The following is a 23,494-nucleotide window of genomic DNA, read 5'->3' on the forward strand; positions in this document are numbered from 1 at the left end:
CAGCCAGCGCTCGCTGGACAGGGAAGCAGGTAGGAACGAAACCCAGGGCGATTCACTATGTGCAGGATGGCGAGTGGGTCTGTAAAGAAGTGACCGCCGTCGATGCCGACGGAAAACCACGCGAGCTCGGTAACTCGGTCGCGGTAAGCGATGCCCGGATTTCGGTGCCCGCAGGTAAGCATGTGCAATGTGCGATCACCAACGCCACAGCTGAACTCACAGTGCTCAAAGAGGTGCCAGATGACCTGGAACCCAAAGCCACCTTCGTTGAAAGCGACTTCACGCTCGATATTGACCCGGGAGCCAATGATTACGGCCTGACACCAACAGCAGGCATCGTCGGGTCGAATACGGCTACAGGCGAAACCAGCATCGCGGTGCGGCCCGGGCACAAATATCGGATCACCGAGAAAAGCAACGACGAAAAGCTCGCCTATGTCAACGTCAGGGTTGAAAAACTCAACGACGACGGTAGTTGGAACGAAATTGACCCCACAGCGGTCACGGTTGAAGCCGGAGAACATCTCACCATCCGCTTCGTCAACGTCCCGCCCGGGTCAGTGCCGCTACCGCTTACGGGAGCCTTCGGCAACCCGGCAACGATGATCGCCAGCGCAGCGGTGCTCGCCGTAATCGCGGCATCGGCCTGGTATGTGATGCGTCGAAAACGCGCCACCCCGGCTGCAACCACCCTGCTTGACGACTAGCCCATCCACCTAACAACTTCACACCGAGACGTTCCCGGCGCGACCGCGCAGTGGGACATGAGAGAAAGAGAAACTATGAGAGCACGATTCACCGCGCTTACTAAGCGCGTAACCGCAATCGCTGGCGCGGTCGCGCTGACCACGGCCGCGCTCCTTGCCGGCGCGGGTGCCGCGGCGGCAGACCCCATCGGCCCCGGAAACATCGACTTCGATGCGCACGGCAGCATCACTGTGCACAAGCACGAGCAGCCGAACCCGCAGGGTGAGGTTGGCGACGGCAGCCTTCAGAACGTCGACTCCGCTCCGATTGAGGGCGTGGAGTTCACGGTTGAGCAGCTCGACATTGACCTGCGCGATCCGGAGGTCTGGGAACGACTCAACGACATTGATCCGGCCAACCCGGGCCCTAGACTCAGTGGTACTAGAGCCGGTCAGACCAAACCCGACTGTACTGTGACATTCGAAAACCTCCCTGTCGGTGTTTACCTGGTGACTGAGACTAACGGTCCTAGCAACGTCGTCACGAAGGCCGCACCGTTCATCGTGGTTGTCCCGATGCCGGTCAAAGGTAACTGGACCTACGACATCCACGCCTACCCGAAGAACCCGGTGTCGACTCTCGACAAGACGCTTGACGAGACAGCTGGGCAGGCTGCGCTCGGCCAGGGCGACGAGGTCGTCTGCAACGTGAAGTCGACTGCCTCGCACTCGCCAACAACGACACCCTCAAGAAGTACGAAATCAACGACTTGCTTGATGGCCGTCTTGGCTACGTGAATGTCACCGACGTTCAGTACGACGGCACTGCGCTCGACCCGACCGACTACACGGTGACCGCACCGGCTGCGAACCAAACCGGTGAAGTAGCCGTTGCGTTGACCGAGCAGGGCCTCAACAAGGTCAAGGCCAACTCGGGTAAAGATCTCACGTTCAAGCTCGTCACCGTGGTAATCGACGACATCGATGATGGCGCGATCCCCAACAATGCCACCCAGATCACCAACATTAACGATCAGGAAACCAAGATCGAGTCGAACGAAGACATCACCTACTGGGGTTATGTCAACGTGCTCAAGCAGGACAAGGCAAACGCCAAGAAACTGGTCGGCGCCGAGTTCCAGGTGTTCCCAACCGAAGCCGATGCGAAGGATGGCACGAATGCAATCACCATCAGCGGTGAGACTACCTTCACCACCGCGGCCGACGGCACCCTGAAAATTGGTGCCCTGAACTTCGGTGCTGATGGCACGCAGCGTGACTACTGGATCAAGGAAACCAAGGCGCCCACCGGATACGTGCTTGACGAGACTGTCCACAAGGTGACCGTAAAGCCCGGCCAGAACGCTGATGTTGTTTACACCATCGACAACGTGAAGCACGACGTGCCCGACCTGCCGCTGACCGGTGCTACTGGCACGGCCCTCTTCGCTGGAATAGCCAACCTGAGGTCATGATGTTCACAAGCCTGAGTCGCCATCGGTGGCGAACTATTGCGCAGGTAGCCGTCGCGGTTGGGCTGGTAGTTAGCCATCTTGCGTGCAGCATCGCCGCACGCGCGCACGCCGTGACAGGCACCCCCGTGCCCACCGAGCCGACAGTCGTTGACCTCCCCGTCAACACCGGTGGTTTAGCTGCTCAGGGGTTCTATATCGTCGGCGGACTGTTGCTGGCCGGAGCGCTCGTACTGGTGCTGGTGGTTGCACTTCGGAGCCGACGCCGATGACTCGCCTGCAACGCTGCCAGCACGCATCCACCGTCACCAGCTCGCGCGCGAGTCGCATCCTCATCGGGGTATTCCTGCTGGCCGGCGTCTGTATCGCTATCTACCCGATGACAGCGCGCTGGTTCAGCCAGCTCGCACAATCGGAACTCATCGGTAACTACAGTGTCGAACTCAGCTCGGTAAGTCAGGCATAGCGGCGCGAGGCACTCGATGCCGCCACTGAATACAATGCGCAACTCAATAGCGGCAGTGCCTTCGACCCATTCACTCAGGGCATCGCGGGAACTGACTCGCCGCAATACCGCGACTATCTCGCACACCTGTCAGGGGTGCCCACTGGGGTGATGGCGCGCATCGTCATCCCAGCCATTGAAGTCGATCTGCCCATCTATCACGGCACTAGCGAAACGGTGCTCAACAAGGGCGTCGGGCACCTATTTGGTACGGCACTGCCCGTTGGTGGCGCCGGCACCAGGTCGACACTTACCGCGCACTCGGGTCTGGCCGACGCGGTGCTGTTCACCTTCCTCGAACGTCTCAAACCGGGTGACGTGTTTCATATCGAGGTATATGGCGAGCGGCTCAGCTATCGAGTGTTCGAAATTAAACAGGTTGAACCGCACGACACGCAGACAATTGCCCCGGTTCCCGGACGCGACCTGGTGACGCTCGTCACCTGCACACCAATTGGCATCAATAGCCATCGGCTGATCGTCACGGGCGAGCGAATCGCGACCATTGTCGATGAAGATCACCCCGTACCCGCCGAGATTGACCTGCCCGGATTCCCCTCGTGGGTAGTTATTCTTGGCGTCTCGCTGCTGCTGGTGATCGCCTACGCGGCGCTTGGCGGCGGTAAGGGCGCGCGCCACAACGCCTACGCCGGTGACCCCAAACTCAGTGCTGTCAGCGAAGACGAACTCGGCACGCAACTGCGTTATCCGTTCGGTGCGATCGAAACCGGTACCGAAACTGGTTAGTCGAGCACTGTGTGTGCTCGGCCGGCGTGTATCGGTGGCGCGAGGCTCGTGGTATATCTCAATCGCCGGATGTATCTGTGCACGGTTTGGGGATCTTTGTTAACACTGACCATTGGTAATCGCTAGCCTGTACTCTGACCCGTACTACGAGGGGATGCAATGAACAACGAGTCGATGGGAAACGTGCCCGAAAATACCGGCCAGAACCCACACCAGTCGCGGCAGGCCGATGCACAATCACCGCTACCACCGCTGCCACAACCCGGCACACAGCAGCCACAGGGCTGGAATCAGGCGCAACCTGCGGGTGCCCAATACGGTCAGCCGCAACCACAGTACGGGCATGCTGAAACGCATCCGGTTACGGAAGTGCTGCCACCGCTTCCCGAGACCAATCAGCTGCAAGACCGCACCGCCAAACGGCGCCGACGCAATGGCTGGATAGTGGGCATCTCGGCCGCGGTCGTGGTAATTCTTGCCCTCGGAGCGTGGGGAGTGCTCGCGCTCACCTCTCGATCGGGAGCCGATAGCCCGCAGGCCGCGGCAGAGAAGCTGTTGCGCTCGGCCGCAGAGTTTGATGTCGTCACCGTCAGCCAGATGGTCGCACCCAGCGAGCTGGGCGTAGTGAGCGGCCCCGCCCAAGAAGTGATGAAAAGCGGCGGTGGCGGAAACCCCGACGCCGACATTCCAGGAGTGCAATCGGCGCTGCAAGAACTCAACGCGGCTGGCAGCTCCAGACTCGAGAACTTCCAGACCGACAACACCGACATTGCCGATGGGGTGGTGGCAATGCACGTTCAATCGGGCGAACTCGTTATCGAGGGTGATAGCGAACGCTACCAGCAGGCGCTCAATGATCTGCAGACGGCAATGGCATACGAGTCGGCTCTGCTCGAAGGCGCGAGCGAAGACGAAGCGGTGCGTCGCGCGAAAGAAGACGTCGAGCCGGTGACCGATCTCACGCTGCCCAAGACCATCGATCTCACGGAACTCAATGAGACCCCAACGATGGGCATGGATATGAAGCTGAGTCTTGTGGCAGTGCAAGAACGCGGACGCTGGTACATCAGCCCGGTCATGTCGATGATCGAAACCATCAACGTTTCTAGCGGTAACCCCGTCAAGCACGGCAATGAGGTTCTGCCGGCAAAACCCGCAAAAACTCCCGAAGAAGCCGGGATGCAGTTCGTTGACAACCTGGTGGGCGACGTCATTGGCCTCAGCCAGGGCTCTGGCACGCTGGACGGCACGATCGGTTCGTTGGCTCTGCCCGAACGACGTGTGCTCTCGATCTTCGTGCTACCGATGCTTGAACAGGCCCTGGGTAGCGGCGGGGGGGTTGGTGGTCGCCTGCCGCAAGTGACGCTCAGCGGTGAGTTCGAACGTGTGTCGGGCTTGGGCGAGGTCATGGTGCTGCCGAAGAATGTGAAGGTCAGCGTCGGAGGACAAACGCAGGTGACACTGACGGGAACCTGTGCACAACTGGCAATGGGCGGGCAGAAAAGCTGTCTGAGTGACACCGTTCCAGGCTTCAAGGCACTCGGTCTCGACAAACTCGGTCTTGTGACTGTGAAAGAAGACGGCGGCTATGTAGTGAGCATCTACGACACCGTGCGGGTATGGGCCCAGACCGCGGGCGAGAACTACCTCAAACTGCGCGATGCCGGCGAACTCGACAAATTGAATGGCTGAGACACTGCGGTAGTGCAGGGGCGCGCGACCACTTCTCAGATGAAAGGAAAACCATGATCGTAACCACCACGAACTCCGTAGAGGGGCACCCGGTCACGCAGTATCTGCGCGTGGTCTCGGGCGAAACCATCGTCGGTATCAACATGTTCAAAGACATCGGTGCGGGCTTCCGCAATATCGTCGGTGGCCGCAGCGCGGCCTACGAGGGTGAGGTGCAGCAGGCACGTGAGACGGCGCTCGGTGAGATGGTGCAGCGTGCCATTGAGCTGGGGGCTCAGGGTGTTGTTGGTGTTGACATCGATTACGAGTCGCTCGGGCAGGGCGGCATGATGATGGTGTGCGCCAGCGGCACCGCCGTTCGGTTCCAGTAGCGCCCACCGCACGCTAACATTCGCTGAGCCTGCTTGAAGCGTTGTTCGCATAGGCTCAACTCGACTCGACCACTGGCGAGTCATCTCTCACACAATAAAAAGGAGCCCATCATGGCAGACCTCAACGGCGACGGCAAAGAAAGCTTCGGCGAAAAGGTACAGAGCATCGGTAAGACCATCGGTGAAAAGGCCGGCGAACTGCGTGACAGCGAGGGCGTGCAGAACGCCATCCACGGTGCCGGTGAAGCGGCCAAGAAGGTTACCGGTGGCAAGTTCGACGACAAGATCGACGAGGTCGTTGACAAGCTCGACGGCCCCAACAACTAGTCACCGCGCCCCAAAACTGCGAGCGCCCCGGCAATCGGTTCGATCCGATCGGCCGGGGCGCTCGCACGTATTCGTGGCCGCTACATCGTGTCGATCAACTGCTGGGCCAGTTCGACAGTTGTGCCTGGATTCACGATGGCGAACCGCATGATTGGTTCGCCACGGTGTGACGATGGGGTGACGAATGCCAGCTGTTCATCAAGCATGCGCTCGCTCCAGCGCTCGTAGTCGGCAAGATCCCAACCGATACGGCGGAACGCCACCACCGACAGATCCGGCTCGCGCACCAGCTCGAGGTTCGGGTGCTGACGCACTCGCTCAGCAATCGCATGGGCGGTGGTGATGCACTGTTCGATCGCAGTGCGATAGGCACCAGCACCGTAGGTCGCGAGCGAGAACCACAGCGGCAGCCCGCGTGCTCGGCGCGAGAGTTGGATACCGTAGTCTGACGGGTTCCAATCGTCGCCCTCGAGGGTGTCGAGATAGCCCGCCTTCTGCGTGTGGGCGATGCGCGCCAGCTGGGGTTCGCGGTACAGCAGCGCACACGCATCAAAGGGGGCGAAGAGCCACTTGTGCGGGTCAACAATGAGTGAGTCGGCGGCATCGATGCCGTTAAACCGCTCTCGCATCGCGGGTACGAGCGCGGCCGCCAGGCCGTAGGCGCCGTCAATATGCAGCCAGAAATCGTAGCGCTGTTTCAGTTCGGCGATCGAGGCAATGTCGTCGACGATGCCGAGATTGGTTGACCCGGCGGTCGCAACCACTGCAACCACCGCATCCCCGTATTCAGCAAGCGCCGCCTCGACAGCTTCGCCGGATAGGCGACCGAGGTCGTCAACCGGCGCGGTCACCACATCCACGTCCATCACTTGGGCTGCTGACACCACCGATGAGTGGGTCTCGGCGCTGCAGATCACGACCCAGCGCGAGGGAAGTGCGCTACCCGACTCGGTTAGTCGGCGTCGGTGTGCGTCGCGAGCGGTGACCAGCGCTGAAAGGTTACCGATGGTGCCACCCTGCATGAACGCGCCGCCGGCGGTTTCGGGTAGACCAAACTCGCGGGCGAGAAAGGCGAGCACCTCGTTCTCGGCGTACACGGCACCGGCGCCATCGAGCCAAGAGCCACCAAACACAGAGGAAGCCGACACCACCATGTCGAAAGACACGGCGGCTTTCGTGGGCGCCGAGGGGATAAAAGCAAGGTTGCTGGGGCTATCGGTCGAAACGCAGGCCGGCGCGAGCACTCCCTCGAACATCGCCAGCGCCCGTTCAGAGCCGATGCCGTCTTCGCAGATTGAGCCGGGAGCCAGCCGCCGGAACTCTTTAAGGGGGAGCGGCTTATCGAGTGGCACATCAAAGATGAGACGCCGTCGCGAGTAGTCGATCACGCGGTCGATCATGGTGAGCATCTCGGGTGAGACCTCGTGCATCCGGGTAGCGCCGGTGGGTTCAGGCAGAGCGTGGGTTGCGCTCATCGTCGAGCGTTCCTTTCGTTACAGGATGCGGTGCCGATAGGGATGGTGCGGCACCGGTTACGACCGTCGCTGGTCGCCGGCATATAGCCTAGGACTGGGTGTTAAAAATTGCATCGGGATGCACGCGCCGAGAGCAAAATCGAGGCTCAGGAAATTCCGACACGCCCGGGTTGCACGAACAGTTCAAGCCGGGCTAAGATTCTTGAGTTCAATACTTCGGACGGGCCCGGCGCTCTTCGCCGTGAATCCATCCGAATCACTGCCGAGTCAGTGCAACGCCGTACCGGGTACAGGCGCTGCCGCCGGTAGCAGAGCACGGCTCGGATGGGCCCAGACCCAAGTGTCTGACTCACCCTGCCGTCACATCTGCCCGAGTGTAATCGCGCTCCGGGTCGGTGAACTTGACAGATACATAGTGGTGCACGCCGACTGCAGCGCAGTCCAAATGCAAGTGAGGCCGACCACGGCCGATTCGATCAAGGCCGCAGGCCAGAGAAACAGGAGTGGACATGGCGGGACAGAAGATCCGCATTCGACTGAAGTCGTATGACCACGAAGTCATCGACAACTCCGCGCGCAAGATCGTCGACACGGTTACCCGCGCAGGCGCATCCGTCATCGGGCCCGTCCCGCTGCCGACCGAGAAGCAGATCATCACCGTGATCCGCTCACCTCACAAGTACAAGGACAGCCGCGAGCAGTTTGAAAAGCGCACCCACAAGCGGCTGATCGACATCGTCGACCCGACCCCGAAGGCTGTCGACTCGCTCATGCGTCTCGACCTTCCGGCCGACGTCAACATCGAGATCAAGCTCTAGAGGAATCCATGGCTACCGCAACGAAGACATATAAGGGGCTGCTCGGCACCAAGCTGGGCATGACCCAGATTTGGGACGAAGAGAACCGCATGGTTCCCGTCACCGTCATCCAGGTGAGCCCGAACGTCGTGACCCAGATCCGCACCCTCGAAAAGGACGGATACGAGGCTGTTCAGATTGCCGCGGGTGCGATTGACCCGCGCAAGGTGAACCAGCCCACTGCCGGTCACTTCAAGGCCGCGGGTGTCACCCCGCGCCGTCACCTCACCGAGATCCGCACCCCGGATGCATCCGAATACGAACTCGGTCAGGAACTCAACGTCGACATCTTCGAGGTTGGCCAGGTCGTAGACGTGGTCGGCACCTCGAAGGGTAAAGGCTTTGCCGGCACCATGAAGCGCCACAACTTCGCAGGTGTGGGCGCATCGCACGGTCAGCACAAAAACCACCGCAAGCCCGGTTCGATCGGTGCTTCGGCCACCCCCAGCCGCGTGTTTAAGGGCACCCGCATGGCCGGCCGCATGGGTAGCGACCGCGTTACCGTGCAGAACCTCACCATTCAGGGCGTCGACGTCGAGCGCGGTCTGCTGCTCGTCAAGGGCGCCGTGCCCGGCGCTAAGGGCCGACTCGTATTCGTTCGTAACGCAGTGAAGGGAGCCTAGCCAGATGGCTACCAACACCATTGACGTTCTCGACTCGACCGGTAAGAAGACCGGCACCGTTGAACTCCCAGCCGAGCTCTTCGACGTCGAGATCAGCATCCCTCTTGTGCACCAGGTCGTTGTGGCCCAGCAGGCCGCAGCCCGCCAGGGCACGCACAAGACCAAGAACCGCGGCGAGCGTCGTGGTTCGGGCCGCAAGCCCTTCAAACAGAAGGGCACCGGTAACGCCCGCCAGGGTTCGGTGCGCATGCCGCAGCACCGTGGTGGCGGTATCGTTCACGGCCCCGTACCGCGCGACTACTCGCAGCGCACCCCCAAGAAGATGATCGCCGCCGCCCTGCTGCAGTCGCTCTCAGACCGCGCTCGCGGTGGCCGCATCCACGTGTTCACCGAACTCGTCACCGGCGAAGTGCCCTCAACCCGCACCGCCAAGGCTGCCGTTCGCACCGCTGCCCAGGGCCGCAACGTGCTCGTGGTGGCCGACCGTGAAGACACGCTCACCCGCAAGTCGGTGCGCAACCTCGAAGAAGCCCACATCATCGCCGCCGACCAGCTCAACGCATACGACGTGCTGGTTGCTGACGACGTTGTCTTCTTGAAGGACGCCTTCGACGCGTTCGTCGCGAGCAAGACCAACACCACCGTTGAGGAGCAGTAGACATGAGCGCAATCAACAAAGACCCGCGCGACGTGATCATCGCCCCGGTGATCTCTGAGAAGAGCTACGGCCTCATCGACCAGGGCCAGTACACCTTCGAGGTAGACCCCCGCGCCAACAAGACCGAAATCAAGATCGCCATCGAGCGCATCTTCGATGTTGAGGTCGCAAGCGTTAACACCATCAACCGCAAGGGCAAGACGCGCCGGACTCGCTTCGGCATCGGCAAGCGCAAAGACACCAAGCGCGCCATCGTCACCCTGAAGTCCGGCTCGATCGACATCTTCTCGAACGTCGGCTAACCGGAGAACTAGAGGAAGAACCATGGCGATTCGCAATTACAAGCCCACGACCCCGGGTCGTCGCGGCGGTTCGGTCTCGGAGTTCACCGAGATCACCCGTTCGACCCCCGAGAAGTCGCTGCTGAAGCCGCTGCCGAAGACCGGTGGCCGCAACAACCAGGGACGCATCACCACCCGCCACATCGGCGGTGGCCACAAGCGTCAGTACCGCGTCATCGACTTCAAGCGCAATGACAAGGACGGCATCAACGCCAAGGTCGCTCACATCGAGTACGACCCGAACCGTACCGCCCGCATCGCGCTGCTGCACTTCGTTGACGGCACCAAGCGCTACATCATCGCACCGAACAAACTCAAGCAGGGCGACATCGTTGAGTCGGGTCCCAACGCCGACATCAAGCCCGGTAACAACCTGCCGCTGCGCAACATCCCCACCGGTACCGTTGTGCACGCCGTTGAGCTGCGCCCAGGCGGCGGTGCCAAGCTCGGCCGCTCGGCCGGCGCCTCGATTCGTCTCGTTGCTAAGGACGGCCCCTACGCGCAGCTGCGGCTGCCCTCGGGTGAAGTTCGCAACGTCGACGCTCGCTGCCGCGCCACCGTCGGTGAGGTTGGTAACGCTGAGCAGGTGAACATCGACCTAGGTAAGGCCGGCCGCAAGCGCTGGCTCGGTGTTCGTCCCACCGTTCGTGGTGTCGTGATGAACCCGGTCGACCACCCGCACGGTGGTGGTGAGGGTCGCACCTCTGGTGGCCGCCACCCGGTGAGCCCCTGGGGTCAGAAGGAAGGCCGCACCCGCAAGCCGAACCTCGAGTCTGACAAGTACATCGTTCGTCGCCGTCCGACCGGCAAGAAGCGCAAGTAGTAGGAGTTCAAGAAGATGCCTCGCAGTCTGAAAAAGGGCCCCTTCGTCGACGAGCACCTGCTGCAAAAGGTGCTGAAGCAGAACGACGCTGGGTCGAAGAACGTGATCAAAACGTGGTCGCGCCGCTCGATGATTGTGCCCGACATGATCGGCCACACCATCGCCGTGCACGACGGCCGCAAGCACATCCCGGTGTTCGTCACCGAATCGATGATCGGCCACAAGCTCGGCGAATTCGCGCCGACCCGCACCTTCCGCGGCCACGAGAAGGACGACAAGAAGGGTCGCCGTCGCTAACGCGAGGGCACAAAGGAGGAAATCATGGTGGAAGCGATCGCGCGTGCGCGTCACATCCGCGTCACCCCTCAGAAGGCTCGCCGCGTCGTCGACCTCGTCCGCGGCAAGCAGGCGCTCGAAGCGCTCGCCATTCTGAAGTTTGCGCCGCAGGGCGCATCCGAACCGGTCTACAAGGCAGTCGCATCGGCAGTCGCGAACGCTCGCGTCATCGCCGACAACTCGAACGAATACCTCGACGAGCGCGACCTGTACGTATCGACCATCTACGTCGATGAGGGCGTCACCCTCAAGCGCTTCCGTCCGCGCGCCCAGGGCCGTGCCGGACGCATCAACAAGCGCACCAGCCACATCACCGTCGTCGTCTCGACCCCCGAGACCGGCGCCGACGAGCAGAAGGCGGAGAAGTAATGGGACAGAAGATCAATCCGTACGGCTTCCGTCTCGGTATCACCACCGACCACCGGTCGCGCTGGTACGCCGACTCGACCAAGCCGGGCCAACGCTACGCCGACTACGTGGCTGAGGATGTGCGCATCCGTCAGCACCTCAACGAGTCGCTCGACCGCGCTGGTGTATCACACATCGAAATTGAGCGCACCCGCGACCGTGTCCGCGTAGACATTCACACCGCCCGCCCGGGCATCGTGATCGGTCGCCGTGGTGCCGAAGCTGAGCGCATCCGTGGTGAGCTTGAAAAGCTCACCGGCAAGCAGATTCAGCTCAACATTCTTGAGGTCAAGAACCCCGACCAGGATGCACAGCTGGTTGCTCAGGGCATCGCCGAGCAGCTTGCCGCCCGGGTGGCCTTCCGTCGCGCAATGCGCAAGGGCCTGCAGGGTGCACAGCGTGCCGGTGCCAAGGGCATCCGAATCCAGGTGTCGGGTCGACTCGGCGGCGCCGAAATGAGCCGTTCAGAGTTCTACCGCGAGGGCCGCGTGCCCCTGCACACCCTGCGAGCCAACATCGACTACGGCTTCTACGAGGCAAAGACCACGTACGGCCGCATCGGTGTGAAGGTGTGGATCTACAAGGGTGACCTCACCAACAAGGAGCTTGCTCGCGAGCAGGCAAACATGAAGTCGCCGCGCGACCGCGGTGACCGTTCGCGCCGCAACCGTCGCAACGACCAGGTTGCTGCTGGATCGGAGGCGTAACCCATGCTGATTCCCCGTCGAGTCAAGCACCGTAAGCAGCACCGTCCCAACCGTAAGGGTCAGGCAAGCGGTGGCACCCGCGTGATGTTTGGTGACTACGGCATCCAGGCACTCTCGCCCGCCTACGTCACCAACCGACAGATTGAGGCTGCGCGTATTGCGATGACCCGCCACATTAAGCGTGGCGGTAAGGTCTGGATCAACATCTTCCCAGACCGCCCGCTCACCAAGAAGCCCGCCGAAACCCGTATGGGTTCTGGTAAGGGTTCGCCCGAGTGGTGGGTCGCGAACGTCAAGCCCGGCCGCGTGCTGTTCGAGGTGGGCGGTGTTGACGAGCAGCTCGCTCGCGAAGCGCTCACCCGCGCGATTCACAAGCTGCCCCTGAAGGCGCGCATCATCACCCGTGAGGAAAGCGAGTAAGCAATGGCGATTGGATCGAAGGAGCTCGCCATCAACGAGCTCGACACCATGGAAGACGCCCGTCTCGCCGAAGAGCTGAAGAAGGCCAAGGAGGAGCTGTTCAACCTCCGCTTCCAGTCGGCTACCGGCCAGGGCGAAGAGCGCGGCCGCCTCAAGGCAGTCAAGCGCGACATCGCGCGCATCTACACGGTGCTGCGCGAACGTGAGCTGGGCATCCGCACCGCTCCCGCACCCGCCGAGCCCAAGGCCCGCAAGCGCGGTAAGAAGGCAGAGGCAGAAGCCGAGGCCAAGGAGGAGACCAACTAATGGCTGAAAACACCGTATCGGCAGCCGACAAGGTCGCCGCCGACAAAGACGCTGCGCAGAACCGCAACTACCGCAAGACCCGCCGCGGCTACGTCGTGAGCGACAAGATGGATAAAACCATCGTCGTGCTCGTTGAAGACCGCGTGAAGCACCCTCTCTACGGCAAGGTGCTGCGCCGTTCCACCAAGATCAAGGCACATGACGAGCAGAACACCGCCGGCATCGGCGACCGCGTGCTCGTCGCCGAGACCCGTCCCCTCAGCGCCGACAAGCGCTGGCGGCTGGTCGAGATCCTCGAGAAGGCGAAGTAGGCCCCGCCTACCCGCTGTAACAGCCAAGGAGACTGAGACATGATTCAGCAGGAATCGCGACTCCGTGTCGCCGACAACACCGGTGCCAAGGAGCTGCTCGCCATCCGCGTGCTCGGGGGTTCGGGAAAGCGCTACGCCGGCCTTGGTGACGTGATCGTCGCCACGGTTAAAGACGCCATCCCTGGCGGTAACGTCAAAAAGGGCGATGTCGTCAAGGCAGTAGTCGTTCGCACCAAAAAGCCCACCCGTCGCGTTGATGGTTCATACATCAAGTTCGACGAGAACGCCGCCGTCATCCTGAAATCAGACGGCGAACCGCGCGGTACGCGTATCTTCGGCCCCGTGGGCCGTGAGCTGCGCGACAAGCGCTTCATGAAGATCATTTCGCTCGCCCCGGAGGTGCTCTAACAATGGCGAAGATTCGCAAGGGTGACCTCGTCGAGGTCATTACGGGCGCAAAGCAAGAACGCGGCGGCGACCGCGGTAAGCAGGGCAAGGTGCTCGAGGTGCTCACGCAGCAGAACCGCGTGATCGTCGAGGGCATCAACCTGGTTACCAAGCACAAGCGCCCCCAGCAGACCGCAGCAGGCGCAACCGCCGGCGGTATCGAGGTTGTCGAGGCACCCATTCACGTTTCAAATGTGATGCTCGTCGACCCCGACACCGGTAAGCCCGCTCGCGTGGGCTTCAAAGAAGAGCAGGTTACCAAGGACGGCGTGACCAAAACCGTTCGCACCCGCTACTTCAAGCCCTCGCGTCGCGCTGCAGCCGAACCCAAGAAGAAGGCTGCCGCGAAGAAATCCACCAAGTCGACTGCAAAGAAGACTGAGAAGAAGGACAACGAGTAGCGCATGACTGAAACCGCTGTGGAGGCTGGCAAAATCCAGCCCCGACTCAAAGTCAAGTACCGCGACGAACTGCGCGCCAAGCTCCAAGAAGAGCTCGGCCTGAAAAACGTCATGCAGGTGCCCGGCCTCACCAAGATTGTGGTGAACATGGGTGTCGGCGACGCCGCTCGCGACAGCAAGGTAATCGAGGGCGCGATCAACGACCTCACCCTCATCACCGGCCAGAAGCCCAAGGTGAACCGTGCCCGCAAGTCGATCGCACAGTTCAAGCTGCGTGAGGGCCAGGCAATCGGTGCCAACGCGACCCTGCGCGGCGACCGCATGTGGGAGTTCCTCGACCGGTTGCTCTCGCTGGCACTGCCGCGTATCCGCGACTTCCGCGGGCTCTCTGAGAAGAACTTCGACGGGCACGGCAACTACACCTTCGGACTCACCGAACAGGTTATGTTCCACGAGATCGACCCCGATAAGATTGACCGTCAGCGCGGTATGGACATCACCATTGTGACCACCGCCGACAACGACGATCATGGCCGTGCGCTGCTGCGCGCACTCGGCTTCCCGTTCCACTCACGCACTGGTCGCGAGTAGGACAACCCTAATAAACCCGACCCGGCAACTTCCGGGTCGGGTTCCACCACAGGTCGGCGTCCCCTGGCCGGGGCGTCGAAACCAGGCGAAAGGAAAACCGCGTCATGTCAATGACCGACCCCGTAGCAGATATGCTCACGCGTCTGCGTAACGCGAGCAACGCGCACCACCTCTCGGTGACGATGCCGGGCTCGAAGCTCAAGAAGAACATCGCCGAAATCCTCAAACGCGAGGGCTACATCACCGATTGGAGCGCCGAAAGCGCCCGCGTCGGTGAGAACCTCAGCATTGAGCTGAAGTTCGGCGACGACCGTCGCCCCGCCATCACCGGCATCAAGCGCGTGTCGAAGCCCGGTCTGCGTGTCTACGCACGCTCAACCGAACTGCCCACCGTATACGGTGGCCTCGGCATCGCCATCATGTCCACATCCTCGGGTCTGCTTACCGACCGTGAGGCTCAGCAGAAGGGCGTGGGTGGGGAAGTCCTCGCCTACGTATGGTGATCGAATATGTCGCGAATTGGTCGTCTCCCCATCGAAATTCCAGCCGGCGTCGAGGTCAAGGTCGACGGTCAGCTGGTGAGCGTTAAGGGCCCCAAGGGTCAGCTTGAGCTGACCGTGGCAAACCCCATCGAAGCGAAGGTCGAAGACGGTAACGTCGTCGTCTCGCGTCCGGATGATGAGCGTGACTCGCGTGCGCTTCACGGTCTCACCCGCACCCTGATTTTCAACAACATTGTCGGTGTCACCCAGGGCTACTCGAAGGCCCTCGAGGTGGTGGGTACCGGCTACCGCGTGCAGCAGAAGGGCAGCGATCTCGAGTTCGCCCTCGGATTCTCGCACCCGGTCAAGTTCGCCGCCCCCGACGGTATTCAGCTCAAGGTTGAAGGCCAGAAGGTCACCGTTGAAGGCATCGACAAGCAGCTGGTCGGTGAAGTAGCCGCCAAGATTCGGAAGATTCGTCCGCCCGAGCCTTACAAGGGCAAGGGCATCCGTTACGAAGGCGAGCACATTCGTCGCAAGGCCGGAAAGGCTGGTAAGTAAGCATGGCTCACAAGAGCAAGCAGGCAGCCCGTGCCCAGCGGCACGCCCGGCTGCGCAAGAAGATTATCGGCACCGCAGAGCGTCCTCGCCTGTGCGTCAGCCGTTCAACCCGTCACGTATTCGTTCAGGTCATCGACGACGCCAAGGGCCACACGCTGGTTTCGGCTTCGACCCTCGAGGCCGAACTGCGCGACTTCGATGGCGACAAGACTGCCAAGGCCCGCCGCGTAGGCGAGTTGATTGGCGAACGCGCCAAAGCCGCCGGAATCGAATCGGTCGTTTTTGACCGCGGCGGTAACAAGTACGCCGGTCGCGTTGCGGCCATCGCCGATGGAGCACGAGAGGCAGGGCTGAACCTGTGAGCGAAATCATCGAAAACAGCGAAAACATGTCGGAAGCCCCCGTCGAGACCGCTGCTTCGAGCGAATCGAACCAGCGCGACGAGCGAGGTGGACGTCGTTCGGGTAACCGTGACCGCGCTCAGCAGGAGCGTGGTGGTCGTGGCCGCGGCCGCGGTCGTGGCCGCGATGACCAGTCGAACGAGTTCCTCGAGCGCGTGGTCACCATCAACCGTGTTTCGAAGGTTGTGAAGGGTGGTCGCCGCTTCAGCTTCACCGCCCTGGTTGTCGTCGGTGACGGCAATGGCCTGGTGGGTGTTGGTTACGGCAAGGCACGCGAGGTGCCGCTGGCCATCTCGAAGGGTGTCGAGGAAGCGAAGAAGAACTTCTTCCGCGTTCCGCGCGTCCTCAAGACCATCCCGCACCCGGTGCTCGGCAGCGCAGGTGCCGGTGACGTGCTCCTGCGTCCGGCTGCGCCCGGTACCGGTGTTATCGCCGGCGGCCCGGTGCGTGCCGTTCTCGAATGCGCCGGTGTACACGACGTGCTGAGCAAGTCGCTCGGTTCGTCAAACACCATCAACATCGTTCACGCGACGGTCGACGCCCTGCGCCAGCTCGAAGAGCCCCGTGCAGTAGCTGCCCGTCGTGGTCTCGACGTCGAGCGTGTCGTGCCCGAGCGCATCCTGCGCGACCAGGCACGCGAGGCCGACGAGGCCGCCAAGGCTGCAAAGGCTGGTGCGTAATGGCAACCTCAATCAAGGTGACCCAGATCAAGTCGGTCATCAGTGAAAAGCAGAATCAGCGCGACACGCTGCGCTCGCTCGGACTGAAGCGTATCGGCGACAGCGTTGTTCGTGAAGACTCGCAGCAACTGCGTGGATACCTCCGCGCGGTCGCGCACCTGGTCAAGGTGGAGGAGGTCAACGAATAATGGCGAACAACGACAACGTGCAGGAATTTGAGGATGGCGGTCTGAAGCCGCACCACCTGCGTCCCGCTGCCGGTGCAAAGAAATCGAAGACCCGCGTGGGTCGCGGTGAAGCTTCGAAGGGTAAGACCGCCGGTCGCGGTACTAAGGGCACCCGGGCACGCACCACCGTGCGTCTCGGCTTCGAGGGTGGCCAGATGCCGCAGCACATGCGCACTCCGAAGCTGCGCGGCTTCAAGAATCCGTTCCGCGTCGAGTACCAGGTTGTCAACCTGTACCAGCTCGCCGAACTGTACCCCGAGGGCGGCGACGTGACCGTGGCCGACCTCGTGAAGAAGGGCGCGGTTCGTAAGAACGAGTCGGTGAAGGTGCTCGGTACCGGCGAGATCACCGTGAAGCTGAACGTCGAGGTCGACAAGGTCTCGGCTTCGGCCAAAGAAAAAATTGAGGCTGCCGGCGGTAGCGTCAAATAGAACTCACTGTGCAATTGTGGGGTCGGTGCGCGAAGCACCGGCCCCGCGGTTGTTTTCCGCATCCGGCGATCGTGCCCGCGGCCGTCAGTGCACCGCTCACTGTCGACAAGTTCGGTGGCGGCAAGGTATTCGTGCGCTGGCAACGCCAAATAAAGACGAGTTGCACAAAACGGATGCGAAAAATCAGTGGGCCGTTATTCTCACTGTTGGCGAGATTACCGTTAAACTGGAGGTTGCGGTGCCCAAAAACCGGGCCCGCAGTCGTGCAGCGACACCACTTCCCGCCGCCAGTGGGCGGCCCCGAATGACCAGAAATCGAAAGCAGGATCCGCAGCGTGTTCAACGCCATCGCCCGGGTGTTTAAGACACCTGATCTCCGCAACAAGATTCTGTTCACGCTCGGCATTATCGTGATCTACCGTCTCGGAACCACGATTCCCGCACCGTTCGTGAACTTTGTGAACGTGCAGGAGTGTATTGCCGGTGTCGGCCTCGACGGCAGCGCCAACCTGCTCAATATGCTCAACATGTTCTCGGGTGGTGCGCTGCTGCAGCTATCGATCTTCGCGCTAGGCATCATGCCCTACATCACCGCGTCGATCATCATCCAGCTGCTGCGCGTGGTGATCCCGCGCTTTGAGACGCTGCACAAAGAGGGCCAAAGCGGTCAGCAGACGCTAACCCAATACACGCGGTACCTGACCATCGCCCTGGCGCTGCTGCAGTCGACCACGCTGCTCACCATGGCGCGCACCGGCGCGCTGTTCGGTGGAAACCAGTCGGCAGCGTGCCGCGGCGTTGTCAGTCTCGTCCCCGAGGCCGGTGCCGGTGATGTTGTCACCAACGTTGTGCGCATGCTGCTCATTGTCGGCACGCTCACCGCGGGCACCGCGGTCATCATGTGGTTCGGTGAGCTCATTACCGAGCGCGGTATCGGCAACGGTATGTCGCTGCTGATCTTCACGTCGATTTGCGCGAGCTTCCCGCAGGCCATGTGGTCGCTTGTCAGCGGTGCCGGTGGAGCGCTCACCTTTAGCATCATCACGGTGCTGGCATTCGCCATCCTCGTTGCCGTGGTGTTCGTCGAACAGTCGCAGCGACGCATCCCGGTGCAGTACGCGAAGCGTATGGTGGGCCGTCGCACCTACGGTGGCCAGTCGACCTACATTCCGATTAAGGTGAACCAGGCCGGTGTGATCCCGGTGATCTTCTCATCATCCATTCTGATGCTGCCGGCCATTGTTGCCCAGTTCGCACAGCCCGCGCCCGGCCAGCCGCCGGCAGAGTGGGTCGTATGGGTGCAGAACAACCTCATCTCGGGCAACTCACCCGTGTACATGGTCGCCTACTTCCTGTTGACAATCGCGTTCGCGTACTTCTACGTGTTCATCGCGTTCAACCCCGACGATGTGGCAGAAAACATGCGCCAGCAGGGTGGGTTTATCCCCGGAGTACGTGCGGGTCAGTCGACCGCCGGCTACCTCACCTACGTGCTCAACCGCATTACCTTCCCCGGTTCGATCTACCTCGGCATCATTGCGATGCTGCCGCTGATCGCACTGGCCACGGTGGGCGCCAACCAGAACTTCCCGTTCGGTGGCGCATCAATCCTGATCCTCGTGGGCGTGGGTCTTGAAACGATGCGGCAGATCGACGCCCAATTGCAGCAGCGCGAATACGAAGGACTTCTCCGATGAGCAACGCAGTACGTCTTCTGATTGTTGGTGCCCCCGGCGCGGGCAAAGGCACCCAGGCAACGGGTCTCGCCGAAGCATTCGGCGTACCGGCCATTTCAACCGGCGATATCTTTCGGGCCAACATCAAAAACGGCACTGAGCTGGGCAAGAAGGTGCAGGAAATCACCGCACAGGGCCAGCTCGTGCCCGACTCACTCACCAACGAACTCATTCGCGACAGGCTCTCACAGCCCGATGTCGCGCCTGGTTTCTTGCTCGACGGCTACCCCCGCACTGTTGGGCAGGTGGAGTTTCTCACCGAACTGCTCGCAGCCGACGGCGCGGCAATCGACGCAGTGGTGCAGTTGGTGACCGACACTGATGCTGTGGTTGCGCGACTGCTCAAGCGTGCCGAAGAACAGGGCCGGGTTGACGACACCGAAGAAGTGATCCGGCACCGCCAGCAGGTGTACGCCAACGAGACCGCGCCAGTGGTCGAGGTATACCGTGAACGCGGCGTCGTTGTAGATGTTGACGGTATGGGCACAGTTGAAGAGGTTGCTGCGGGTATCCTCGCTGCACTCGCAGACCGCGGGCTTGAACCGCGCGCCTAATCATACAGTTGTACCACAGGGGAGTCGCCGGGTTTGTTCGGTGACGCCCCTGTTTTATTGGCTTGTGCGCAGGCAGTGCCGGTTGTGTGCCACAACGCAAGGGCCCCTTTCATCACGGGTTCCCTCGGCGCGCGAGGTCGTGTTGCGATGAAAGGGGCACCTGCTGGGTGAGGCGCCGGTTAGGCCTTGAGCACTACCTTGATTGCCTCGTTCTTCGCGGCGTTGGCGAACACATCCCACGCCTCTTCAATGTCGTTGAGCGCGAAGGTGTGCGTACCCATCTTCTCGCTCGGCAGCTTGCCCGATGCCACCATCTTGAGCAGCGTCGCGGTGCTGGTCGCATCCACAAGACCCATGGTGAGGGTGTAGTTGCCGATCCACATGGTGTCAAGCGGCAGCTCTACCGGCTTGCCGTGCACACCGAGGTTCGCGATGTGGCCGCGCGGGCGGGCGAGCGAGGCGGTGAGCTGGAGGGTTTCGGGGTAACCGACGCACTCCATCGCGACATCGACCCCGAGGCCGTCGGTGAGCGCCAACACTTCTTCGCGAGTGTTGGGGCCCGAAACGACGGTGTCGGTGGCGCCGAACTCGAGGGCATTCTGCAGGCGGAACTCGTTGGTGTCGATGGCGATCACCTTGGATGCACCCCACAGCGAGGTGGTCATGATCGCGGCGAGACCGACTGCGCCGGTGCCCACCACGGCGACTGTGTCACCGGGGCGAACCTGGCCGGCGAGCACACCCACTTCGTAACCGGTGGGCAGCGAGTCGCTCAGGAATACGGCCTGCTCATCGGTGACGTGTTCGGGAACGTGGTGCAGCGACCCGTCAGCGAACGGCACCCGAACCTGCTCGGCGAGCGTGCCGTCGATCATGTGGCCGAGAATCCAGCCCACTCCAGCTTCGTTTGCCTGGCAGTGGTCGGGGAAGCCTTTCTGGCAGTAAGAGCACACGCCACACTTCGACACGCAGCTGACGATGACCCGGTCGCCAACCTTGAAGTTGGTGACGCTGTCGCCAACAGCGATGACGTGACCGACACCCTCATGACCGAGGATACGACCGTCAGTTACGGCGGGAACGTCGCCGCCGAGGATGTGCAGGTCGGTGCCGCAGATGGTGGTGGTGTCGATTTTGACGATGGCGTCGGTGGGTGCCAGGATTTTCGGGTCTGGCACCTCCTCCCACGCCTTCTTACCGGGGCCGTGATACACGAGTGCCTTCATGATGAACTCCTTAGTTCAGTAAAGGGAGGGGGATTCGTGAGTGTAAGTAGACGACTCGACAACCAGGTGAACGCCTGCTGACTAGGCGAACGCGTTCTGCCCGGTGAGGTGCTGGCCCAAAATCAGCGTGTGCACCTCATCGGTGCCCTCGTAGGTGCGCACCGATTCGAGGTTGTTCGCGTGGCGCATAATCGACTGGTCGAGCAGGATGCCGTTGCCGCCGAGGATAGTGCGTGCCTCGCGGCAGATGTCGATGGCGATACGGCAGTTGTTGAGCTTGCCAACCGAGATCATGTGGCGCTCGAGTTTGCCCGCATCCTTGAGTCGGCCGATCTGCAGCGCCAGCAGCTGTGCCTTGTTGAGTTCGAGCGCCATGCCCACGAGCTTTTGCTGGGTGAGCTGGAACGCTGAGAGGGGTTTGTTGAACTGCTTGCGTTCGTCGGCGTAGCTGGCGGCCGTGTTGAACGCATCCCGAGCGGCACCGATCGCACCCCACGTGATGCCGTAGCGTGCCTCGTTGAGGCATTCGAACGGTGCGCGCAGGCTCTTCGCTTCGGGTAGGCGGTGCGCTTCGCTGAGGCGCACATTGTCGAGGTGCAGCTCGGTTTGGATCGACGCGCGCATCGACATTTTCGGTTCGAGCGCTTCGGCCGAGAAACCGGGGGTGTCGGTGGGCACGATGAAGCCGTGCACGCCGTCGTCGCTGCGCGCCCACACGATCGCGATATCGGCGATGGTGCCAAGCCCGATCCAGCGCTTGGTGCCGTTGAGCACCCACTCGTCGCCGTCGCGCACCGCGGTGGTTTGCATATTGCCGGGGTCGGAGCCGGCTTCGGGTTCGGTCAGGCCAAAGCAGCCGATGACGCGGCCGGCGGCCATCTCGGGCAGCCACTGCTGCTTTTGCGATTCTGAACCGTGTTTGGCGATGGCGCTCATCGCCAGCGAACCCTGCACCGAAATGAAGGTGCGCAGCCCCGAGTCGCCGGCTTCGAGTTCTTGCATGGCGATGCCGTATTCGACGGCGCTGCGACCGGCGCAACCGTAGCCTTCGATGTGCATCCCCAGCAGGCCGAGTTCGGCCATTTCGGGAATGATCTCGGTGGGAAACACTGCCCGCTCGTACCAGTCGGCAATATTGGGGCGGATGCGGCGGTCAACAAATTCGCGCACGCGGTCGCGCAGCGCGATTTCATCGGCGCTGAACTGTGATTCGAGATCGAGCAGATCGTAGCGGTCGGTCATCAGGGTTCCTTTCTGGAAGGCCGCGGCTGCCTGTTGGGCGCGGGGAGTGGCTCTAGTGAGATTTGGTGGTCTGATCGGTGGGCAGGCTCGATGGCTGAGCGCGCAGGTAGGCACGCAGGGCTTCACCGTCGGCGTCGAGGTCGGGCGCGCCCACTGTGGGCATCGGGAACTCGGGTGTGTAGCGCACGGGGTGGCGGATGCCGCGGCTGGTGCGACCGTCGCGTTCGAGTTCGACCACGGGGTCGACGCCCACTTCGCGGGCGAGTTCGATGCCCTCTGAGATGGTGGCGACGCGCCCCACTGCCAGGCCGAACTCGACCAGGCGACGTTCCCATTCGTCGGCGGTGGCCGCCTGGAGCGCTTCTTCAAGCAGTGGTCGCAGCGCGGCGCGATGTTGTACGCGGGCTGGGTTGGTGGCGAAACGGTTGTCTGCTGCAATGTGGGGGATACCGAGTTCGGTCACGAATTTCGCGAACTGTCCGTCATTGCCGATTGCCACGGCGAGCTGCCCTTCGCGGCAGGCGAGCGTTTCGTAGGGGCAGATTGAGGGATGCGCGTTGCCGAGTCGTCCGGGTTCGACTTGGGCGCCGAGCACGGCCTGTGCTTGGTTCGCCAGCGCCGCTTGCAGGCTCGAGAGCAGGTTTACTTCGACGAGTGTGCCGGTGCCGGTGAGGTCGCGTTGGCGTAGAGCGGCGAGTATGCCGATGGTGAGATCGTGGGCCGCCAATAGGTCGACGAGTGCGACGCCCACTTTCATCGGGTTGCCGTCGCGTTCGCCGGTGATGTGCATCAGGCCGCCCAGTGCCTGCACCACGAAGTCGTAGCCGGGGCGGCCGTGGCCGGTGCCGCTCGATCCGAAGCCGCTGATGCGGGCGATGATGGCGCGTGGGTTGAGGTCGTGAATTTCTGTATCCGACAGCTGTGCCCGCTCGAGTGTGCCGGGAAGGAAGTTGTCAACCACAACGTCGGCTTCTCGTACGAGGCGGCGCGCGAGTTCGATATCTTCGGGATCTTTCAGGTTGAGTGCAATCGACTGCTTGTTTCGGTTGACCGATTGAAAATAAGTGGCCATGCCTTCAGCGTCATAGGGCGGCCCCCAAGTTCGGGTGTCATCGCCGAGTGCTGGCCGTTCGACCTTGATGATTTTGGCGCCGAGGTCGCCGAGTGTCATGGTGGCCCAGGGGCCGGCGAGGATGCGCGAGAAGTCGGCGACGGTGATCCCGTGTAGGGGTGCGTTGGAAGCTGGGTGTGTGGTCACTGGTTCTCCGTTGAATCAGGTCGCGACTGTGAGCGGTAACTGGGGCGCGCACAGATTAGCAAGCGGTCTGTAATTGGCAATTCTAGGCGCGGATTGCGAACGGTGCATGCTGCGCGTGGGTACTTAGCACATTCTTTCGTGAATGGATGAAAGTTCAGCAAATTCACAGTTTTATGCGCGGTGGGTGCGTGC

At 61.8% G+C, this 23,494-nt stretch carries 31 protein-coding genes and 3 pseudogenes; 30 read left to right on the plus strand and 4 right to left on the minus strand.

The window, feature by feature from the left end:
• The 8 genes and pseudogenes from RQ865_RS07190 to RQ865_RS07225 form a co-directional block, all read left to right on the plus strand.
• Positions 1-707, plus strand: a 707-nt coding sequence (locus tag RQ865_RS07190; protein ID WP_311478493.1) for an LPXTG cell wall anchor domain-containing protein, incomplete at its 5' end; no start/stop codon positions are given.
• 75 nt (positions 708-782) lie between these two features.
• A pseudogene (locus RQ865_RS07195) lies at positions 783-2,161 on the plus strand (SpaH/EbpB family LPXTG-anchored major pilin).
• Positions 2,158-2,430, plus strand: coding sequence for a hypothetical protein (locus RQ865_RS07200; RefSeq protein WP_311478494.1), 273 nt, complete (start codon positions 2,158-2,160; stop codon positions 2,428-2,430). Before RQ865_RS07195 ends, RQ865_RS07200 begins: the two are co-directional and overlap by 4 nt.
• Positions 2,427-2,624, plus strand: a complete 198-nt coding sequence (locus RQ865_RS07205; protein ID WP_311478495.1) for a hypothetical protein — start codon at positions 2,427-2,429, stop codon at positions 2,622-2,624. Before RQ865_RS07200 ends, RQ865_RS07205 begins: the two co-directional genes overlap by 4 nt.
• An 18-nt stretch (positions 2,625-2,642) precedes the next feature.
• Positions 2,643-3,410: pseudogene (locus RQ865_RS07210) on the plus strand (class C sortase); the annotation flags it as partial.
• 159 nt (positions 3,411-3,569) lie between these two features.
• Positions 3,570-5,102, plus strand: coding sequence for a hypothetical protein (locus tag RQ865_RS07215; RefSeq protein WP_311478497.1), 1,533 nt, complete (start codon positions 3,570-3,572; stop codon positions 5,100-5,102).
• A 53-nt stretch (positions 5,103-5,155) separates the two neighbouring features.
• Entirely contained in the window at positions 5,156-5,473 is a 318-nt protein-coding gene (locus RQ865_RS07220) for a YbjQ family protein (RefSeq protein ID WP_311478498.1), read from the plus strand.
• A gap of 111 nt (positions 5,474-5,584) precedes the next feature.
• Entirely contained in the window at positions 5,585-5,800 is a 216-nt protein-coding gene (locus RQ865_RS07225; RefSeq protein ID WP_311478500.1) for an Rv0909 family putative TA system antitoxin, read from the plus strand.
• Positions 5,801-5,880: 80 nt separating this feature from the next.
• Here RQ865_RS07225 and RQ865_RS07230 read toward each other — a convergent pair whose 3' ends face one another.
• Positions 5,881-7,275 carry an aminotransferase class V-fold PLP-dependent enzyme gene (locus RQ865_RS07230; protein WP_311478501.1) on the minus strand — a complete coding sequence of 465 codons (1,395 nt, stop codon included), beginning with the start codon at positions 7,273-7,275 and terminating at the stop codon, positions 5,881-5,883.
• Positions 7,276-7,784: 509 nt separating this feature from the next.
• Here RQ865_RS07230 and rpsJ point away from each other — a divergent pair.
• The 22 genes and pseudogenes from rpsJ (at position 7,785) to RQ865_RS07340 (ending at position 19,576) form a co-directional block, all read left to right on the plus strand.
• The gene (gene rpsJ / locus RQ865_RS07235) at positions 7,785-8,093 is read left to right on the plus strand and encodes a 30S ribosomal protein S10 (protein WP_311478502.1); all 309 of its coding nucleotides are present in this window, start codon (positions 7,785-7,787) and stop codon (positions 8,091-8,093) included.
• Between the two features lie 8 nt (positions 8,094-8,101).
• A complete protein-coding gene (gene rplC / locus RQ865_RS07240; protein WP_311478503.1) occupies positions 8,102-8,755 on the plus strand; it encodes a 50S ribosomal protein L3 in 654 nt (217 codons plus the stop codon).
• A 4-nt stretch (positions 8,756-8,759) separates the two neighbouring features.
• Positions 8,760-9,413, plus strand: coding sequence for a 50S ribosomal protein L4 (gene rplD, locus RQ865_RS07245; RefSeq protein WP_311478504.1), 654 nt, complete (start codon positions 8,760-8,762; stop codon positions 9,411-9,413).
• A 2-nt stretch (positions 9,414-9,415) separates the two neighbouring features.
• Complete coding sequence (rplW, locus tag RQ865_RS07250) at positions 9,416-9,715, plus strand: 50S ribosomal protein L23 (RefSeq protein WP_201517577.1); 300 nt, start codon at positions 9,416-9,418, stop codon at positions 9,713-9,715.
• A 22-nt stretch (positions 9,716-9,737) separates the two neighbouring features.
• A complete protein-coding gene (gene rplB / locus RQ865_RS07255) occupies positions 9,738-10,577 on the plus strand; it encodes a 50S ribosomal protein L2 (RefSeq protein WP_311478507.1) in 840 nt (279 codons plus the stop codon).
• A gap of 15 nt (positions 10,578-10,592) precedes the next feature.
• On the plus strand, positions 10,593-10,874 hold the full coding sequence (gene rpsS, locus RQ865_RS07260) for a 30S ribosomal protein S19 (protein WP_201517579.1): 282 nt from the start codon (positions 10,593-10,595) through the stop codon (positions 10,872-10,874).
• Positions 10,875-10,898: 24 nt separating this feature from the next.
• Complete coding sequence (rplV, locus tag RQ865_RS07265) at positions 10,899-11,282, plus strand: 50S ribosomal protein L22 (RefSeq protein WP_201517581.1); 384 nt, start codon at positions 10,899-10,901, stop codon at positions 11,280-11,282.
• A complete protein-coding gene (rpsC, locus tag RQ865_RS07270) occupies positions 11,282-12,028 on the plus strand; it encodes a 30S ribosomal protein S3 (protein WP_201517582.1) in 747 nt (248 codons plus the stop codon). Before rplV ends, rpsC begins: the two co-directional genes overlap by 1 nt.
• Positions 12,029-12,031: 3 nt before the next feature.
• On the plus strand, positions 12,032-12,448 hold the full coding sequence (gene rplP, locus RQ865_RS07275; RefSeq protein WP_311478509.1) for a 50S ribosomal protein L16: 417 nt from the start codon (positions 12,032-12,034) through the stop codon (positions 12,446-12,448).
• A 3-nt stretch (positions 12,449-12,451) separates the two neighbouring features.
• Entirely contained in the window at positions 12,452-12,754 is a 303-nt protein-coding gene (gene rpmC / locus RQ865_RS07280) for a 50S ribosomal protein L29 (protein ID WP_311478510.1), read from the plus strand.
• Positions 12,754-13,065 (plus strand): 30S ribosomal protein S17, encoded by a 312-nt coding sequence (rpsQ, locus tag RQ865_RS07285; RefSeq protein WP_311478511.1) that lies wholly within the window; start codon positions 12,754-12,756, stop codon positions 13,063-13,065. Before rpmC ends, rpsQ begins: the two co-directional genes overlap by 1 nt.
• 39 nt (positions 13,066-13,104) lie before the next feature.
• Positions 13,105-13,473, plus strand: a complete 369-nt coding sequence (gene rplN, locus RQ865_RS07290) for a 50S ribosomal protein L14 (protein WP_201521640.1) — start codon at positions 13,105-13,107, stop codon at positions 13,471-13,473.
• 2 nt (positions 13,474-13,475) lie between these two features.
• Positions 13,476-13,820: pseudogene (rplX, locus tag RQ865_RS07295) on the plus strand (50S ribosomal protein L24); the annotation flags it as partial.
• Positions 13,821-13,916: 96 nt separating this feature from the next.
• Positions 13,917-14,504, plus strand: coding sequence for a 50S ribosomal protein L5 (rplE, locus tag RQ865_RS07300; protein ID WP_311478514.1), 588 nt, complete (start codon positions 13,917-13,919; stop codon positions 14,502-14,504).
• Between the two features lie 104 nt (positions 14,505-14,608).
• Positions 14,609-15,007 (plus strand): 30S ribosomal protein S8, encoded by a 399-nt coding sequence (gene rpsH, locus RQ865_RS07305; RefSeq protein ID WP_311478515.1) that lies wholly within the window; start codon positions 14,609-14,611, stop codon positions 15,005-15,007.
• Between the two features lie 6 nt (positions 15,008-15,013).
• Positions 15,014-15,547 carry a 50S ribosomal protein L6 gene (rplF, locus tag RQ865_RS07310; protein WP_311478517.1) on the plus strand — a complete coding sequence of 178 codons (534 nt, stop codon included), beginning with the start codon at positions 15,014-15,016 and terminating at the stop codon, positions 15,545-15,547.
• 2 nt (positions 15,548-15,549) lie between these two features.
• Complete coding sequence (gene rplR, locus RQ865_RS07315; protein ID WP_311478518.1) at positions 15,550-15,909, plus strand: 50S ribosomal protein L18; 360 nt, start codon at positions 15,550-15,552, stop codon at positions 15,907-15,909.
• A 26-nt stretch (positions 15,910-15,935) separates the two neighbouring features.
• A complete protein-coding gene (gene rpsE / locus RQ865_RS07320) occupies positions 15,936-16,628 on the plus strand; it encodes a 30S ribosomal protein S5 (protein WP_311478614.1) in 693 nt (230 codons plus the stop codon).
• Positions 16,628-16,816, plus strand: a complete 189-nt coding sequence (gene rpmD / locus RQ865_RS07325) for a 50S ribosomal protein L30 (RefSeq protein WP_311478519.1) — start codon at positions 16,628-16,630, stop codon at positions 16,814-16,816. Before rpsE ends, rpmD begins: the two co-directional genes overlap by 1 nt.
• Positions 16,816-17,286 (plus strand): 50S ribosomal protein L15, encoded by a 471-nt coding sequence (gene rplO / locus RQ865_RS07330; protein ID WP_311478520.1) that lies wholly within the window; start codon positions 16,816-16,818, stop codon positions 17,284-17,286. The genes rpmD and rplO overlap by 1 nt, the downstream gene beginning before the upstream one ends.
• A 335-nt stretch (positions 17,287-17,621) precedes the next feature.
• On the plus strand, positions 17,622-18,983 hold the full coding sequence (secY, locus tag RQ865_RS07335) for a preprotein translocase subunit SecY (RefSeq protein ID WP_311478521.1): 1,362 nt from the start codon (positions 17,622-17,624) through the stop codon (positions 18,981-18,983).
• Complete coding sequence (locus tag RQ865_RS07340; RefSeq protein WP_311478523.1) at positions 18,980-19,576, plus strand: adenylate kinase; 597 nt, start codon at positions 18,980-18,982, stop codon at positions 19,574-19,576. The genes secY and RQ865_RS07340 overlap by 4 nt, the downstream gene beginning before the upstream one ends.
• A gap of 179 nt (positions 19,577-19,755) precedes the next feature.
• Here RQ865_RS07340 and RQ865_RS07345 read toward each other — a convergent pair whose 3' ends face one another.
• The 3 genes from RQ865_RS07345 to RQ865_RS07355 all read right to left on the minus strand — a co-directional run bounded on the left by RQ865_RS07345 (position 19,756) and on the right by RQ865_RS07355 (position 23,302).
• Positions 19,756-20,802, minus strand: coding sequence for a zinc-dependent alcohol dehydrogenase family protein (locus tag RQ865_RS07345; RefSeq protein WP_311478524.1), 1,047 nt, complete (start codon positions 20,800-20,802; stop codon positions 19,756-19,758).
• An 81-nt stretch (positions 20,803-20,883) separates the two neighbouring features.
• A complete protein-coding gene (locus RQ865_RS07350; protein WP_311478526.1) occupies positions 20,884-22,044 on the minus strand; it encodes an acyl-CoA dehydrogenase family protein in 1,161 nt (386 codons plus the stop codon).
• A 52-nt stretch (positions 22,045-22,096) separates the two neighbouring features.
• Entirely contained in the window at positions 22,097-23,302 is a 1,206-nt protein-coding gene (locus RQ865_RS07355) for a CoA transferase (RefSeq protein WP_311478528.1), read from the minus strand.
• Between the last annotated feature and the right edge of the window lie 192 nt (positions 23,303-23,494).

It is taken from the genome of uncultured Gulosibacter sp. (assembly GCF_963509965.1).
Taxonomy (GTDB): domain Bacteria; phylum Actinomycetota; class Actinomycetes; order Actinomycetales; family Microbacteriaceae; genus Gulosibacter.